This window comes from Streptomyces rubrogriseus (genome assembly GCF_027947575.1).
In the GTDB taxonomy this organism is placed as follows: domain Bacteria; phylum Actinomycetota; class Actinomycetes; order Streptomycetales; family Streptomycetaceae; genus Streptomyces; species Streptomyces rubrogriseus.
This window is the reverse complement of record NZ_CP116256.1, coordinates 2,405,522-2,420,196: the sequence shown is the minus strand read 5'-3', so window position 1 is coordinate 2,420,196 and position 14,675 is coordinate 2,405,522. Positions and strand designations below refer to the sequence as shown.

The window sequence follows — 14,675 nt, the reverse complement described above, 5'->3', positions numbered from 1 at the left end:
AAAGCGGAAGATCGGGATCGGGGACACTGCCGCGACCGGTTCACCCTACTGCGGCGGACGATCACGGTGCGCCCGCACCACCCCCGACCGGTGCCTCGTCACCGGACGGCTCCTCGCGCGGGGCCAGGGAGGCGAAGTCGCCCGTGTCGCCGAGGCGGACCAGGAAGGGGCGCAGCCGGGTGTAGCGGATGGCGGTGACCGAGCACGGCTCGACCGAGATCCGCTGGAAGAGGTCGAGGTGGAGGCCGAGTGCCTCGGCGACGAGGGACTTGATGATGTCGCCGTGGGAGCACATGAGGTAGACGGCGTCGGGGCCGTGGTCGCGCTCCACGCGCGCGTTCCACTCGCGTACCGCCTCGGCGGCGCGGGTCTGCATGGCGCGCATCGACTCGCCGCCGGGGAAGGCCGCGGCGGACGGGTGCGCCTGCACGACCTCCATCAGGGGCTCGTCCCCCAGTTCGGCGAGCTTGCGGCCGGACCAGTCGCCGTAGTGGCACTCCCCGATCCGTTCGTCGGTGTGGGCCCGCAGGTCGGGCCGGGCGTCGAGCAGCGGCCGGAGGGTCTCCTGGCAGCGCTGCAGGGGGCTGGTGACGATCTCGGAGAGCGGCAGGCCGGCGAGCCGCCCGGGGAGCGCGGCGGCCTGCGCGGCGCCGCGTTCGTCGAGGGCGACGCCGGGCGTCCAGCCGGCGAGCAGCCCCTCGGTGTTGGCGGTGGAACGTCCGTGCCTAACCAGGATCAGCGTGGGCATGCGGCCAGGGTAGGCGTACGGCGCGGTACAGGGGCGCCGGGACGAGGGGAGAATGGGTTCGGTGATCGTCGACTGCGCCATCTACCGGGACGGGCGCCGCACCGACGGGCCCGAGGACTTCTCCGACGCGCTCGGCGAGGCACGGGAGGCCGGCGGGTTCGTCTGGATCGGCCTGCACGAGCCGACGGAGAAGGAGTTCGAGCTGGTCAGCCAGGAGTTCGGGCTGCACCCGCTGGCGGTGGAGGACGCCCTCAAGGCGCATCAGCGGCCCAAGCTGGAGGTGTACGACGACTCGGTCTTCGCCGTCCTCAAGCCGGTGGTGTACGAGCCGGACAGCGACGCCGTCTCCACCGGCGAACTCATGATCTTCCTGGGCGACGCCTTCGCGGTCGTCGTCCGGCACGGCGAGGGCTCGCCGCTGAAGGCCGTACGGCGGCGTCTGGAGCACGAACCGGAACTGCTGGGGAAGGGTCCCACCGCGGTCCTGTACGCGATAGCGGACGCCACCGTCGACCACTACCTGGACGTGGCGGTCGAGCTGCAGACGGACCTGGAGGAGCTGGAGGCGGAGGTCTTCTCGCCGGACGGCGGCGGTTCCCGGCACACCGCGTCGCGGATCTACACCTTCAAGCGGCAGGTGCTGGAGTTCCGCCGGGCGACGGGTCCGCTCGCGCCCCCGCTGGCCCGGCTGGCGGGCACCGGGGTGTACGGCGGCGGCGTGCCGTTCGTGAACGACCGGGCGCGGCCGTTCTTCCGGGACGTGAGCGACCACCTCACGCGCGTGAACGAGTCGGTGGAGAGCCTGGACCGGCTGGTCTCGGACATCCTGTCGGCGCACCTGGCGCAGACGAGCGTCCGGCAGAACGACGACATGCGGAAGATCTCGGCGTGGGCGGCCATGGCCGCGGTCCCGACGATGGTCGCGGGGATCTACGGCATGAACTTCGACCACATGCCGGAGCTGCACTGGGTGTGGGGCTACCCGGCGGTGATCGCGCTGATGGCCGTCCTGGAGCTGCTGCTGTACCGGCAGTTCAAGCACCGGGGCTGGCTGTAGGGGGCCCAGGCGGCCTCAGGCGACCTCGGGGGCCGCCGTGGCGGGTCCGCCGAGCGCGTCGCGCCGTTCGGGCGTCCGCAGGGTCACCATGCGGCGCCAGCCGGCGAGCCGCTCGGCGGCGTACATCGCGTGGATGCCCGCCGCGAGCAGCGCCGACCTGGTGCGCGACCAGCCGAGGAGGCGTCCCATGTGCGCCATCACCGCGAGGCTGACGTCGCGGTGGACGCGGATCTCGGCGAGCGCGCACTCGCGCAGGGTGCGCCGGATGTACGGGCCGTGCCCGGCGGCGGCGTAGCGCAGCAGTTCCTCGTGGGAGTAGGCGAGGTGGTTGTCCTCGTCGGCCGAGATCATCCGGACCGCCCGGCCCAGGTCGGGGTGGTCGGCGAAGTACTTGAGGAGCATCGCCATCTGTTCGGCGGCGCGCTGCTCGGTGACCCTGCTGTGGGCGAGGTAGGTGATGACGTCCCGCACCGTGAGCGGCTGGTCGGCCTTGAGCTGCTCGTGGGCGAGGCCGATGCCGTGCCGCTCCAGGAGCATCGTGTAGTCGGTCTCGGGCGGTACGCCGACGGGTTCGAGACCGCGCTTCTTCAGCAGGGCCTGGAAGATCCGGCCGTGCTTGTCCTCGTCGGCCCCGTGCCGGACGATCTTGGGCGCCAGGGCGCGTTCGCTCTCGGGCACCAGCGCCGCGATGCGCGCGTTCTCCCAGCCGCCCTGGGCCTCGCCGCTGGCCGCGATGGAGCAGAAGAGACGGTACGACTCGTCGTTGTCGAGGATCTCCTGGAAAAGGCTCTTGGCCGAAAGCATCGGTGGCACCTCTCTGCCGCTGCGTGGTCCGCAGGTTCCGCACACTCCGCGAAGCCGAGTCAAGTGCGGGCGAGGGGGCGCGGCAACAGGTGCGGCGCAGGACTCCGCCGAAAGAAGGACGACCGGGGTCGTGCGGAGGCGTAACCCCGCGCGCGTGGGCGCGTTGTTCCTCGTGACGGCCGTGGCGGGGAAGACCCCCGAGCCCCCACCACGGCCGCAGAAACTTTCCTCCCGTGTCACGCCAGTCCGGCGCGCTCCAGGGCCTCGGTGCCGGCGCGGAGGGCGGCGAGCCGCTCGTCCAGGGTGAAGCCCGCGGGGGCGAGGGTGAGGGTGGTGACGCCGGCCGCGGCGTAGGCCTTCATCCGGTCGGCGATGCGGTCGACGGAGCCGAGCAGGGTCGTCTGGTCGATCAGCTCGTGCGGGACGGCCTCGGCCGCGCCCTGCTTGTCGCCGGAGAGGTACTTCTCCTGGATCTCGGCGGCCTCCCGCTCGTAGCCCATGCGCCGGGCGAGCTGGTTGTAGAAGTTCTGCTTGAAGCTGCCCATGCCGCCGACGTAGAGGGCGGTGTAGGGGCGGAAGGTGTCGGCGAGGGCGGGGATGTCCTTGTCGTCGCCGAGGGCGAGCGGCAGGGTCGGGCAGATGTCGAAGCCGTCGAGGGTCTTGCCGGCCTTCTCGCGTCCGGCGCGCAGGTGTTTGACGGCGGTCTCCTCCAGGTGGTCGGCGGAGGGGAAGATGAGCAAGGCGCCGTCGGCGATCTCGCCGGTCTGCTCCAGGTTCTTCGGGCCGATCGCGGCGATGTACAGCGGGATGTGCTCGCGCTGCGGGTGCACGGTCAGCTTGATGGGCTTGCCGGGGCCGCCGGGCAGCGGCAGCGTCCAGTGCTGCCCCTCGTAGGAGAGCCGCTCCCTGGTCATCGCCTTGCGCACGATCTCGACGTATTCGCGGGTGCGGGCGAGCGGCTTGTCGAACTTGACGCCGTACCAGCCCTCGGAGACCTGCGGTCCCGACACGCCGAGGCCGAGGCGGAAGCGGCCCTTGGAGAGGGAGTCCAGGGTGGCGGCGGTCATCGCGGTCATCGCGGGCTGGCGGGCCGGGATCTGGAAGATGGCCGAGCCCACGTCGATGCGCTCGGTCTGGGCGGCGACCCAGGTCAGCACGGTGGCCGCGTCGGAGCCGTAGGCCTCTGCGGCCCAGCACACGGCGTAGCCGAGCCGGTCGGCCTCCTGGGCGACGGCCAGATTGTCCGCGTCCATTCCGGCACCCCAGTAGCCGAGGTTGATACCGAGCTGCATGGCCGATTCCCCTTACCCATCAGTAACGTGGCTGGTGCCCCGACCTTAGCGCGCGGAAATCGGTTGTCCACAGGCCCCCACAGCGCAACGCGTGGCCAGTAATGTCGGCGTTCATGGAGCAGAGGCATCTCGGCCGCACCGGCCTGCGCGTGTCCCGCATCGGTCTCGGCACCCTGACCTGGGGCCGGGACACGGACGAGCACGACGCCGCGGACCTCTTGAAGACCTTCTGGGAGGCGGGCGGGACGCTCGTCGACACCGCGGACGTCTACGGCGACGGCGAGTCGGAGTACCTGCTGGGCCGCCTCATGGAAGGCCTGGTGCCGCGCCGGGACCTGGTGATCTCGACGAAGGCCGGCAGCGTTCCGGATCCCGACCGCCGGTTCGACGGTTCGCGTGCGCATCTGCTCTCCGCCCTGGACGCCTCCCTCGCCCGTCTGGGCACCGACCACGTCGACGTGTGGCACCTGCACGCCTTCGACCCGCACACCCCGCTGGAGGAGACGCTGCACGCCCTGGACGTGGCGGTGAGCAGCGGCCGGGCGCGCTACGCGGGGGTCTCCAACTTCTGCGGCTGGCAGCTGGCCAAGGCCGCGACCTGGCAGCTGGCGGCGCCCGGCGTCCGCAACCGGGTGGCGAGCACCCAGATGGAGTACTCGCTGCTCCAGCGGGGCGTGGAGCGGGAGGTGCTGCCGGCCGCCCTGGACCTGGGCATCGGCCTGCTGCCCTCGTCCCCGCTGGGCCGCGGGGTGCTCACGGGCAAGTACCGCAAGGACGCGACCCCACCGGACTCGCGGGGCGCCTCGGACCATCTGGCCCCGTTCGTCGAGCCCTACCTCGACGACACGGCCGGGCACATCGTGGACGCGGTGGCGACGGCGGCGGACGGGCTGGCGGTGACGCCCCTCAAGGTCGCGCTGGCCTGGGTCCGCGACCGGCCCGGGGTGGTCGCCCCGATCATCGGCCCGCGCAACGCGCAGCAGCTCACGGCGGCGTTGTCAGTGGAGACCCTTAGTCTTCCTGACGAGATCTGCCGGGCGCTCGACGACGTGTCGGCGCCCGTGCACCGCTATCCCGATCACGACTGGAGCACGCTGTGAGCACGGAGCCCGAGCCCGTCACCGAGGACACCACGGACGCCGTGGACGCCGGGCCGGAGACCCCGGGCGACGCGACGGAGCCCGCGACGGAGGCCGCCGGGGAGACCGGCCGGCCGGAGGGCGAGCCGGAGACGGCCGATGCCGGGGCCGACTCCGGCACCCGGCCGGTCGAGCCCGCCGGGCAGGGGCCGGACGCGGGCGGGGGCGAGGCGGCGGCGCAGGTCTCCGAGGTCGAGGCCGAGCTGGCCGCGCAGCGGCTCGAACGGGAGCGGATCGAGCGGCGGAAGGCCGAGAAGCAGGGACCGATCGACGCCGGGGGCAAGCTCAGCGGCACGGCGGCCGATCTGCTCGCCGCCGTGCGCGCCGTGGAGAGCGGTGAGAAGCCGGCGGCCGCCGTCTTCGGAGCCCCCGAGCCCGCGCGCCGCCCCGCACCCGAGCCGGTGCGACCGCCCCGGCCGACGCCCGCCGGGCTGGCCGCCGCGTCCGCCGGTTCCGCCGGACCGGCACCGGAGACCGTGCAGACGGTGCGGCGCGTACTGGCCGAGGGGGCGCCCCCGAAGCGCTCGCGCCGCAGGCGGCCGCGCTCCTCGGTGAGGGTGCGGAGGAGGCACTGCGGGCGGACCCCTGGCAGCTGCTCAGGGTCGGCGGGGTGCGGCCGGAGCAGGCCGACGGGTTCGCCCGGGCGCTGCTCGGCGCGGAGTGCGGCCCGGACGACGAGCGGCGCGGCCGTGCCGTCACCGGCTGGCTCCTGGAGCAGGCGGCCCTGGCCGGGCACACGGCGCTGGAGCTGCCGCGGCTCGTGGCCACGCTGGCCCAGCGGGGCGTGCCGGATCCCGACGCCGCCGTGCAGAGCACGCTCGCCGAGGGCGAGGCACTCGCCTTCCAGGACGCCCTGGAGGAGAGCGGCGCGCACCGGGAGCCCGCGGCGAGCGGCACGGCGGGGCCGGACCGGGCAGACGAGCAGGACGAGGAGAGCGAAGAGCGTCCCGTCCGGGTGCTGATCGGCCTGGAGCGGTACGCGCTGGCCGAGGAGAGCCTCGCCGACGGACTGGCCCGGCTGGTCAACTCGACGCCCAAACAGGACGGGTCCGCGGCGGACTGGGAGCAGGCCGCCGCCTCCGCGCAGGGCTCCGGCGCCGAACTGATCCGGGCCGTCGCGGCCCACGGGCTGGTCCTGCACACCGGCGGCGAGGCGTCCCTGGCCGAGCCCGCCGCCCTGCTGCACGCGGCGCACGCCCTGGGCCTGCGGGCCTGGGCCGCCGCACCGGGACCGCTCGGCCGCGACCGCTTCGGCGCCCTGCTGGGCGACCCGTCGGCCGAGCCGCCCTCCCCGGGTCCGGCCGCTCCCGCCGCTGTCACCGTGGCCGGGCTGCTGACCGGCGCGGAGGGACCGGGGCGGGACGCCGACGGGGCACTGGACCTCGATCTCCTCGTCGTGCTCGACGCGCCGCAGCTCGACGTCGAGGCGGGCGCCCTGCTCGCGGAGTCGCTGCCGGACGGGGCCCGGCTGGTGCTGGCCGGGGATCCGGCGGTGCTTGGGTCCGTGGGTCCCGGGCGGGTCTTCGCGGACCTGCTGGCGGCACGGATCTGCCCCCAGATCGCCTCGCGGCGTCCGGACCCCGGGCCGCTCGGCGAGCTGGTCTCCGGCATCGGCATCGGCGAGCTGAGCCAGGTGGAGGCGCCCGGCAAGGAGGTCGTGATCGTGCCGGTGCGGGACGCGGGCGAGGCCGTGCACCGCACCGTCCAGCTCGTGGCGGACTCGGTGCCGCGCGCGATCGGCGTCCCGGCCGAGGAGACCCAGGTCATCACGCCGGGCCACGGCGGTGCCGTGGGCACCCGGGCGCTCAACGCCGCGCTGAAGGAACGGCTCAACCCCGGCCCCGGCCGCTTCGGCGGCTTCGACCCCGGCGACCGGGTCGTCCACACCCCCGCGCCGGGCCGGGTGCTGCCGGGCCTGGTGGTCGGGGCGGACGCCGACGGACTGCGCCTGTCGTGCGCGGGCGAGACCGTGGTCGTACCCAGGGACCGGGTGGAGGGGTCCGTGCGGCACGGCTGGGCGCTGACCGCCCACCAGGCACTGGGCGGCCGCTGGCCCGCGGTGGTCGTGGTGCTGCCCGGCGACGCCGTGCCGGCGCTCAGCCGCCCCTGGATCTACACGGCGTTCGGCCGGGCCGCCCGGCACCTGTCCGTGGTGCACGGCGTGGAGCAGGCACTCCTCCACGCCGTGGCAGAGGTCCCGGCCAAACCGCGTACGACCCGCCTGCCGGTGCTTCTCGCACCGCAGACGCCGGCCGCCGACTGACCAAGGCCCCCGCCCCTTCGGCCGTCCGCCGCCCGACCGTCCCTGGCCGGGCGGCCGCGCTGCTCAGCGGTCCGCCTCCGGGCGGGCCGGTTCGTCGTCCTCGTCCAGATCCGTGTCCAGATCCCCGTCGAGGTCGGTGTCGAGGTCCCCGTCCAGCTCCGTCGGGTCGCCGTCGCCGTCCTCGTCGTCGCGGCCCTCGTCGTCCTCGATGTCGCCGATGTCCTCGTCGTCCTCGATGTCGTCGTCGAACTCCTCGTCGAAGACCGTGCTGACGTCGAATCGGCAGACCACCCGCTCCGGGTCGACCTCCTCGAACGGGGCCTCCAGCCACTCGCCGGGGTCGGCACTCTCGTCCGCGGCCGTCACCCAGAGCGTGGAGTCACCCTCCTCCAGCCCGAACTCCTTGTGCCGGGAGGCGATCTCGTCCGGCTCGAACTCGCCGAAGAGGAGACCGAGGGCTCCGTGCACCGTGCCCGAGGCCTCGACGTCCGGCGCTTCCTCGTCCGCCGCCTCGACCCGTCGGGCCTGGGCCATCAGCCGCTGCGGCTCGGCCACGGCGTAGTCGCGGCGGATCAGGACGCTCAGCGCACCGGGTTCCTCGGGGCCCGTGTACGGCGGCAGCGTGTCCTCCCCGGGGATCTCGAAGGGAGTGACCTCGTCGTACCGGTCGTAGAGCAGTTCGTCGTACGCCTCCGCGGCCGCGGCCAGCTCGTTGAACGCGTCGTAGACGGCCGGGTCTTCTTCTCCCGACCGGCGTTCGACCGCGGCAAGGTGGCGGTCGAGCGCGGTCTTGACCGCCTCGGCGGCGGCGCGTACCTCGGCAGCGGTGGGCTGCGCAGCATCAGACATAGTGCAGACGCTATCCGTACCGGGCCCCAGCCCGCACAATAGATTCGATGCCGGAATACGAATTTGTCGATGTGTACCTACCGCGCGGGGTCACCCGCAAGGAGGCGGCACGTCAGCTGACGGACCATGCCGAGTACGGACACTGGGAGTTGTACCGCCTGACGCTCCTGCGCGACGGCAGCCGCAAGGTGCGGTTGCGGCGGCGGATCATCCGCCAGGTGCGCGCCACCTGGTGACGGAGGCGGAAACGGAGCGGGCCCCGCCGGTGCGGAGCCCGCTGCGTGTACCGGTGCGCCCGCCTCAGGCCGAGGCGCGCGCCTTGCGGTAGAGCACCGTGCCCGCGAGCAGCGCGCCGGCGCCCACCGGCAGGGCGAGGCCCAGCGGCAGGTCGCTGCCGGTCTCGGCGAGCGCCGCGTCGCCGCGGGGCTGGTCGACGGTCTGGGCGCCCGGCTGGTTGCCGTCCGTGGAGTCGCCCGGCGTCTCGTCGCCCGGCCCGGAGGGCTCGTCCGGGGTGTCCGGGTTGCCGGGGTTGTGCGGCTCTCCGGGAGGCGTCTCGTGGTCGCCCGGGGGCGTCGAGTGGTCCCCGCCGCCTCCGTTGCCGCAGTCGTTGCCGGTGGTCGGGTTGAGGGCACCGACGACGTCGATGCTGTTGCCGCACACGTTCACCGGCACGTCGATCGGCACCTCGACGTGGTTGCCGGAGCCGACGCCCGGCGAGTCCGTGGCGTGACCGCCCGCGTGGGAGCCGCCGTGCGACCCGCCCTCGCTCCCGGAGTCGCCATACCCTCCGTGTCCGCCGTTCCCGGCGTGTCCGCCGGAGGCACCGCCGCCCTGGTTGGCGCACGCGTTGCCCATCGCCGGGTTGAGGACGCCGACCACGTCCACCGTGTTGCCGCAGACGTTCACCGGCACGTGCACCGGGGCCTGCACCGTGTTGCCCGACAGCACGCCGGGCGAACCCGAACTCGAGCCGTGCGCACCCGAGTCCGCGTGGGCGGCGCCGCCCGCGGCGGCGATCACGCCGGTGGCCGCCGCCATCGTCATCAGGCCCTTGCGGGTAGCCTGTCGCATTTCCTGAATCCCTGCCTTGTCCTGGTCCCGTGGTACCGAGAATGCCGAGAGTGCCGGAATTCCGGCGCTGCCGTCGCCCCGCTGCCCCGAATGTCCCCCGAAAGGCCGTCGGCCCCGGAGCGCATGGCGTGCACTCCGGGGCCGGCGGAATCAGATCCTCACGGGGCGAGGCACAACGTCACTTGTTGATGCAGACGTTGCCGAAGGCGGGGTTCAGCAGACCGATCACGGAGATCGTGTTGCCGCAGACGTTCACCGGCACGTGCACGGGAACCTGAACGACGTTGCCGGAAAGGACGCCGGGCGAGTGCACGGCGGCACCCTGGGCACCGGAGTCGGCGACGGCCATGCCCGCGCCCGCGAGAACCAGACCACCGGTGGCTGCCGCGGCGGCGACGACCTTCTTGAGCATTGTTCCTCCTAGTTGGCAAACGCGATCCCAAAATTGCCGATCGCATCACCTGTAACGAGGAGGGAGTAATGAGGCTACGAGCTTATGAGCGCATTCACTCGCCCCGGTCACCTCCCGCACGCACGGGCGAATTCAGGACGCGTCGATGAAGCGGTCGAGCACCCGCACGCCGAACTGGAGTCCCTCGACCGGCACTCGCTCGTCCACTCCGTGGAACATGCCCGCGAAGTCCAGCTCCGGCGGCAGCTTGAGCGGCGCGAAGCCGAAGCCCCGGATGCCGAGTTCGTCGAAGGACTTGGCGTCCGTTCCGCCGGAGAGCATGTAGGGCACCGCCTTCGCGGCCGGGTCCTCGGCCACCAGGGCGGACTGCATCGCGTCGACGAGCGCTCCGTCGAAGGTGGTCTCGACGGCCTTGTTGGCGTGCACGTCCTCACGCCGCACGTGCGGTCCGAGGATGCGGTCGACGTCGGCGAGGAACTCCTCCTCGTACCCGGGCAGGTAGCGCCCGTCGATGTGCGCGGTGGCCTCGCCGGGGATGACGTTGACCTTGTAACCCGCGCCCAGCTGGGTCGGGTTGGCGGTGTTGCTCAGGGTGGCGCCGATGAGCTTGGCGATGCCGCCGAGCTTGGCGAGCGTGCCCTCCATGTTCTCCGGGTCGAGGTCGGTGCCGAGCGCGTCGCCGAGTTCGTCGAGGAAGGCCCGGGTGGTCTTGGTGACGCGGACCGGGAACTTGTGCCGGCCCAGACGCGCGACGGCCTCCGACAGTTCGGTGATGGCGTTGTCGCGGTGGATCATCGACCCGTGCCCCGCGGTGCCGGCCACCGTCAGCTTCATCCAGTGGATGCCCTTCTCGGCCGTCTGGATCAGGTAGAGGCGGCGCTGCTCGTTCACGGTGAAGGAGAAGCCGCCCACCTCGCTGATCGCCTCGGTGACGCCCTCGAACAGGTCGGGGTGGTTGTCCACGAGGTGGCGGGCGCCGTACGTGCCGCCGGCCTCCTCGTCGGCGAGGAACGCGAGGACGATGTCCCGCGGGGGCTTGCGCCCGCTGCGCAGCCGGTCGCGGACGACCGCGAGGGTCATCGCGTCCATGTCCTTCATGTCGACGGCGCCGCGCCCCCACACGCACCCGTCGGCGACCTCGCCGGAGAAGGGGTGGTGGGTCCAGTCGTCCGCGTTGGCCGGGACGACGTCGGTGTGGCCGTGGATGAGCAGCGCGGGCCGGGACGGGTCCTCGCCCTCGATCCGGGCCACCGTGGAGGCGCGCCCGGGGTGGGACTCGAAGATCTTCGGTTCCAGTCCCACCTCGGCGAGCTTCTCGGCGACGTACTCGGCGGCCTTGCGCTCGCCCGGCCCCGAGTGGTCGCCGTAGTTGCTGGTGTCGATCCGGATCAGCTCGCGGCAGAGGTCGACGACCTCGTCCTCGCCGGTGACGGTCCTGGCCGTGCCCGTGCCCGAGTCGCTCACGTGGTTCCTCCCGCTGTCACTGCTGGTGGGTCCCCCTCATCCTCCTCCCTGAGCCGTCCGGACCCAAGAAGGGGGTGATCGGCCACCCCGGAAAGCCTGGTAATGTTTACGTCGTCGCCGCGGGAAACGACCCGCACGACAGACACCTTGTCCGGGTGGCGGAATGGCAGACGCGCTAGCTTGAGGTGCTAGTGCCCTTTATCGGGCGTGGGGGTTCAAGTCCCCCCTCGGACACCAGCTGAAACCCCTGCTGAGCAGGGGTTTTCTGCATTTCTCGCACCGTGTCTCCTCTACAGTGGTCGCCATGCCCACCCCTCCCTGCCCCTGCGGGCGGCCCGAGCCGTACGAGAAGTGCTGCGGCCGTTTCCACGCCGGGACCGCCGCCGCCCCGACCGCCGAGGCCCTGATGCGCTCGCGGTACTGCGCCTTCGTACGCCTGGACGCGGGCTATCTGCGGCGCACCTGGCACCCGCGCACCCGGCCCGCGCGGCTCGACCTCGATCCGGGCATGCGGTGGATCGGGCTGGAGATCCTGGACACGGCCGACGGCTCCGCCTTCCACGCCACCGGGACCGTGACGTTCCGGGCGTCCTACCGCGGCGGCTCGCTGCACGAGCGGAGCCGGTTCGAGCGGGTGGACGGGGCGTGGGTGTACGTGGACGGGGAGTTCCTCGACTGACGACGCCTCCCCCCTGACGCCCCGGCGCTCAGGGCGCCAGGATGTCCAGCTCCTGGAGAGCCCCCTCGGTGATCTCCCGGGTCAGCCGCTCCGCGCGCTCGGCGTCGCGGGCGCGGACCGCCTCGGCGACCTGGACGTGCAGGGTGACGGCGGCCGGGTCGGGGTCCTCGAACATCACGTCGTGGTGGGTGCGGCCGGCCAGCACCTCGGCGACGACGCCGCCGAGGCGGGCGAACATCTCGTTGCCGGAGGCGGTGAGGATGACGCGGTGGAAGGCCACGTCGTGGAAGAGGTACTCCTCGAGCCGGTGACCGCGTGAGTTGGCGACCATGCCGAGCGCGCACTCGGTCAGCTCCGCGCACTGCTCCGCGGTGGCGTGCCGTGCGGCGAGGCCGGCCGCGACCGGTTCGACGGCCGACCTCAGCACGGTCAGGGAGCGCAGCTGCCGGGGGCGTTCGGAGCCGGCCAGGCGCCAGCGGATGACCTGCGGGTCGTAGACGTTCCACTCGCACTCGGGCAGGACGGTGACGCCGACGCGGCGGCGCGACTCGACGAGGTGCATGGACTCGAGCACCCGGACCGCTTCCCGCATCACGGAGCGCGAGACCTCGAAGCGCTGGGCGAGTTCGTCCGTGCGCAGAACGCTGCCCGCGGGGTATTCGCCCGCTGTGATCGCGGGGCCGAGGGTGTCCAGTACGCGGCCGTGCAGCCCCCTGCCCGGTGTGCTCATGCACTCAGCGTACGGGGCACGTCACGGGAACAAAAAGTCAGACTTATATGTCACAGACTCTTGAAGTTGTCGTACTAATGAGTTTCAGTTGCGTCGACATCAGGTGTCGACGAAGACAGCAGACAGCGAGAGTGCGATGCAGCAACTGCACACCCCCCACGTGGTCGTGGTCATGGGCGTCGCGGGCACCGGGAAGACCACCATCGGTCCCCTGCTCGCGGCCCGGCTCGGCGTTCCCTACGCCGAGGGCGACGACTTCCACCCTCCGGCCAACATCGCCAAGATGACGGCCGGCACCCCGCTCACCGACGAGGACCGCTGGCCCTGGCTGGACGCCATCGGCGGCTGGGCGCACGGGCGTGCCGGGCTCGGTGGGGTGGTGAGCAGTTCGGCGCTGAAGCGGTCGTACCGCGACCGGCTGCGGGCCGCCGCTCCCGGTGTCGTCTTCGTGCATCTCACGGGCAGCCGTGAGCTGATCGAGGACCGGATGTCGCACCGGCAGGGCCACTTCATGCCGACGGCCCTGCTCGACTCCCAGTTCGCCACGCTCCAGCCGCTGCAGCCGGACGAGGCGGGAGTCGCGGTGGACGTCGCCGGCGCCCCCGAGGAGATCACCGAACGGGCGGTCGACGCCCTGAAGGACCTTCCCGAGCCGGTCCAGTAACCCCCGCACCCCCCACCTCCCCCGGGGTCGTGCCGCCCTCCGCGCGCACGGCCCCGAACTCCCCCCGAATCCCCATCACCGCAAGGGAACCACCGTGACCAGACTCAGCGTCGAGATGCTGGCAGCGGACCCCGTCGAGCCGATCACCTCGGCGGGCCACGCCCAGCTGGGCATCGCCGTGCTCCTGGGCATCGCCGTCATCGTCCTGCTCATCACCAAGTTCAAGCTGCATGCCTTCCTGTCGCTGACCATCGGGTCGCTGGCGCTCGGCGCGTTCGCCGGTGCGCCGCTGGACAAGGTCATCACCAGCTTCACCGCCGGGCTCGGCTCCACCGTCGCGGGCGTCGGCGTCCTGATCGCCCTCGGTGCGATCCTCGGCAAGATGCTCGCCGACTCCGGCGGCGCCGACCAGATCGTGGACACCATCCTCGCCAAGGCGACCCCGCGTTCGATGCCGTGGACGATGGTGCTGATCGCCTCGGTCATCGGTCTGCCGCTGTTCTTCGAGGTCGGCATCGTGCTGCTGATCCCGGTCGTCCTGATGGTCGCCAAGCGCGGCAACTACTCGCTGATGCGGATCGGCATCCCGGCGCTGGCCGGTCTGTCCGTGATGCACGGCCTGGTCCCGCCGCACCCCGGTCCGCTGGTCGCCATCGACGCGGTGGACGCCAACCTCGGTGTGACCCTGGCGCTGGGCGTGCTGATCGCGATCCCCACCGTGATCATCGCCGGTCCGGTCTTCTCGAAGTACGCGGCCCGCTGGGTGGACGTCCCGGCCCCCGACCGCATGATCCCGCAGCGCGCCTCCGAGCAGCTGGACAAGCGTCCGAGCTTCGGCGCCACGCTGGCCACGATCCTGCTGCCGGTCGTGCTGATGCTGCTCAAGGCCCTGGTCGACATCATCATCGACGACCCCGAGAACGTGGTGCAGCGCACCTTCGACGTCATCGGCAACCCGCTGATCGCCCTGCTGGTCTCGGTACTCGTCGGCATCTTCACGCTGCTGCGGCCCGCCGGGTTCGGCAAGGACCGTCTCTCCGGCCTGGTCGAGAAGGGGCTGGCGCCCATCGCCGGCATCCTCCTGATCGTCGGCGCGGGCGGCGGCTTCAAGCAGACGCTGATCGACTCGGGCGTGGGCCAGATGGTCCTGGACATCTCCAAGGACTGGTCGATCCCGGCGCTGCTGCTCGCCTGGCTGATCGCGGTGGTGATCCGGCTGGCGACCGGTTCGGCGACGGTGGCGACCGTCTCGGCGGCCGGTCTGGTCGCGCCGCTGGCGGCCGACATGTCGACCACGCACGCCGCGCTGCTGGTCCTGGCCATCGGCGCCGGTTCGCTCTTCTTCAGTCACGTCAACGACGCCGGCTTCTGGCTGGTGAAGGAGTACTTCGGGCTGAACGTCGGTCAGACCATCAAGACCTGGTCCGTCATGGAGACGATCATCTCGGTGGTCGCCGGTGCCCTGGTCCTGCTGTTGTCCCTGGTCATATAGCCGCACCACGC

14 protein-coding genes, 1 tRNA gene and 1 pseudogene are annotated in these 14,675 nt (G+C 72.2%); 8 read left to right on the top strand and 8 right to left on the bottom strand.

What is annotated here, in order from left to right:
• Positions 1-61: 61 nt before the first annotated feature.
• Complete coding sequence (locus Sru02f_RS10700) at positions 62-748, bottom strand: histidine phosphatase family protein (RefSeq protein WP_109033642.1); 687 nt, start codon at positions 746-748, stop codon at positions 62-64.
• Between the two features lie 61 nt (positions 749-809).
• Between Sru02f_RS10700 and corA the strand changes: the two genes are divergently transcribed.
• Entirely contained in the window at positions 810-1,805 is a 996-nt protein-coding gene (corA, locus tag Sru02f_RS10695; protein ID WP_167469740.1) for a magnesium/cobalt transporter CorA, read from the top strand.
• Positions 1,806-1,820: 15 nt separating this feature from the next.
• Here the strand turns inward: corA and Sru02f_RS10690 are convergent, their stop codons facing one another.
• Positions 1,821-2,609: a hypothetical protein gene (locus Sru02f_RS10690; RefSeq protein ID WP_109033640.1), complete on the bottom strand. Its 789-nt coding sequence runs from the start codon at positions 2,607-2,609 to the stop codon at positions 1,821-1,823.
• Positions 2,610-2,845: 236 nt separating this feature from the next.
• Complete coding sequence (locus Sru02f_RS10685) at positions 2,846-3,901, bottom strand: LLM class F420-dependent oxidoreductase (protein ID WP_109033639.1); 1,056 nt, start codon at positions 3,899-3,901, stop codon at positions 2,846-2,848.
• Positions 3,902-4,014: 113 nt separating this feature from the next.
• Here Sru02f_RS10685 and Sru02f_RS10680 point away from each other — a divergent pair, with 113 nt between their 5' ends.
• Together Sru02f_RS10680 and Sru02f_RS10675 are read left to right on the top strand one after the other, a co-directional pair.
• Positions 4,015-5,001 (top strand): aldo/keto reductase, encoded by a 987-nt coding sequence (locus Sru02f_RS10680; RefSeq protein WP_109033638.1) that lies wholly within the window; start codon positions 4,015-4,017, stop codon positions 4,999-5,001.
• Positions 4,998-7,303, top strand: a pseudogene (locus Sru02f_RS10675) (helix-hairpin-helix domain-containing protein). The gene Sru02f_RS10680 and the pseudogene Sru02f_RS10675 overlap by 4 nt, the downstream one beginning before the upstream one ends.
• A 63-nt stretch (positions 7,304-7,366) precedes the next feature.
• Here the strand turns inward: Sru02f_RS10675 and Sru02f_RS10670 are convergent.
• Positions 7,367-8,152 carry a hypothetical protein gene (locus Sru02f_RS10670; protein ID WP_109033636.1) on the bottom strand — a complete coding sequence of 262 codons (786 nt, stop codon included), beginning with the start codon at positions 8,150-8,152 and terminating at the stop codon, positions 7,367-7,369.
• Between the two features lie 47 nt (positions 8,153-8,199).
• Between Sru02f_RS10670 and Sru02f_RS10665 the strand changes: the two genes are divergently transcribed.
• On the top strand, positions 8,200-8,388 hold the full coding sequence (locus Sru02f_RS10665; RefSeq protein WP_003977152.1) for a DUF5703 family protein: 189 nt from the start codon (positions 8,200-8,202) through the stop codon (positions 8,386-8,388).
• 64 nt (positions 8,389-8,452) lie between these two features.
• Here the strand turns inward: Sru02f_RS10665 and chpC are convergent, their stop codons facing one another.
• The 3 genes from chpC to Sru02f_RS10650 form a co-directional block, all read right to left on the bottom strand.
• Complete coding sequence (gene chpC / locus Sru02f_RS10660; RefSeq protein ID WP_109033635.1) at positions 8,453-9,223, bottom strand: LAXTG-anchored chaplin ChpC; 771 nt, start codon at positions 9,221-9,223, stop codon at positions 8,453-8,455.
• A 178-nt stretch (positions 9,224-9,401) separates the two neighbouring features.
• The gene (gene chpH / locus Sru02f_RS10655; RefSeq protein WP_003977150.1) at positions 9,402-9,635 is read right to left on the bottom strand and encodes a chaplin ChpH; all 234 of its coding nucleotides are present in this window, start codon (positions 9,633-9,635) and stop codon (positions 9,402-9,404) included.
• A 132-nt stretch (positions 9,636-9,767) separates the two neighbouring features.
• Complete coding sequence (locus Sru02f_RS10650) at positions 9,768-11,099, bottom strand: M20/M25/M40 family metallo-hydrolase (protein WP_109033634.1); 1,332 nt, start codon at positions 11,097-11,099, stop codon at positions 9,768-9,770.
• Positions 11,100-11,248: 149 nt separating this feature from the next.
• On the opposite strand from Sru02f_RS10650, the gene Sru02f_RS10645 reads away from it, so the two are divergent.
• Positions 11,249-11,336 (top strand) — tRNA-Leu (locus tag Sru02f_RS10645).
• Between the two features lie 67 nt (positions 11,337-11,403).
• A complete protein-coding gene (locus tag Sru02f_RS10640; RefSeq protein ID WP_109034113.1) occupies positions 11,404-11,778 on the top strand; it encodes a YchJ family protein in 375 nt (124 codons plus the stop codon).
• 28 nt (positions 11,779-11,806) lie between these two features.
• Here the strand turns inward: Sru02f_RS10640 and Sru02f_RS10635 are convergent, their stop codons facing one another.
• A complete protein-coding gene (locus Sru02f_RS10635; protein ID WP_109033633.1) occupies positions 11,807-12,508 on the bottom strand; it encodes a FadR/GntR family transcriptional regulator in 702 nt (233 codons plus the stop codon).
• A gap of 136 nt (positions 12,509-12,644) precedes the next feature.
• On the opposite strand from Sru02f_RS10635, the gene Sru02f_RS10630 reads away from it, so the two are divergent.
• Complete coding sequence (locus Sru02f_RS10630) at positions 12,645-13,172, top strand: gluconokinase (RefSeq protein WP_109033632.1); 528 nt, start codon at positions 12,645-12,647, stop codon at positions 13,170-13,172.
• Positions 13,173-13,266: 94 nt separating this feature from the next.
• Positions 13,267-14,664, top strand: coding sequence for a GntP family permease (locus Sru02f_RS10625; RefSeq protein WP_109033631.1), 1,398 nt, complete (start codon positions 13,267-13,269; stop codon positions 14,662-14,664).
• Positions 14,665-14,675 lie beyond the last annotated feature (11 nt).

Excerpts from the sequence above, each read along its gene's own strand:
- Sru02f_RS10700 (WP_109033642.1), bottom strand. The coding sequence starts at position 748 with ATGCCCACGCTGATCCTGGTTAGGCACGGACGTTCCACCGCCAACACC.
- Sru02f_RS10690 (WP_109033640.1), bottom strand. The coding sequence starts at position 2,609 with ATGCTTTCGGCCAAGAGCCTTTTCCAGGAGATCCTCGACAACGACGAG.
- Sru02f_RS10685 (WP_109033639.1), bottom strand. The coding sequence starts at position 3,901 with ATGCAGCTCGGTATCAACCTCGGCTACTGGGGTGCCGGAATGGACGCG.
- Sru02f_RS10680 (WP_109033638.1), top strand. The coding sequence starts at position 4,015 with ATGGAGCAGAGGCATCTCGGCCGCACCGGCCTGCGCGTGTCCCGCATC.
- Sru02f_RS10670 (WP_109033636.1), bottom strand. The coding sequence starts at position 8,152 with ATGTCTGATGCTGCGCAGCCCACCGCTGCCGAGGTACGCGCCGCCGCC.
- Sru02f_RS10665 (WP_003977152.1), top strand. The coding sequence starts at position 8,200 with ATGCCGGAATACGAATTTGTCGATGTGTACCTACCGCGCGGGGTCACC.
- chpC (WP_109033635.1), bottom strand. The coding sequence starts at position 9,223 with ATGCGACAGGCTACCCGCAAGGGCCTGATGACGATGGCGGCGGCCACC.
- chpH (WP_003977150.1), bottom strand. The coding sequence starts at position 9,635 with ATGCTCAAGAAGGTCGTCGCCGCCGCGGCAGCCACCGGTGGTCTGGTT.
- Sru02f_RS10640 (WP_109034113.1), top strand. The coding sequence starts at position 11,404 with ATGCCCACCCCTCCCTGCCCCTGCGGGCGGCCCGAGCCGTACGAGAAG.
- Sru02f_RS10635 (WP_109033633.1), bottom strand. The coding sequence starts at position 12,508 with ATGAGCACACCGGGCAGGGGGCTGCACGGCCGCGTACTGGACACCCTC.
- Sru02f_RS10630 (WP_109033632.1), top strand. The coding sequence starts at position 12,645 with ATGCAGCAACTGCACACCCCCCACGTGGTCGTGGTCATGGGCGTCGCG.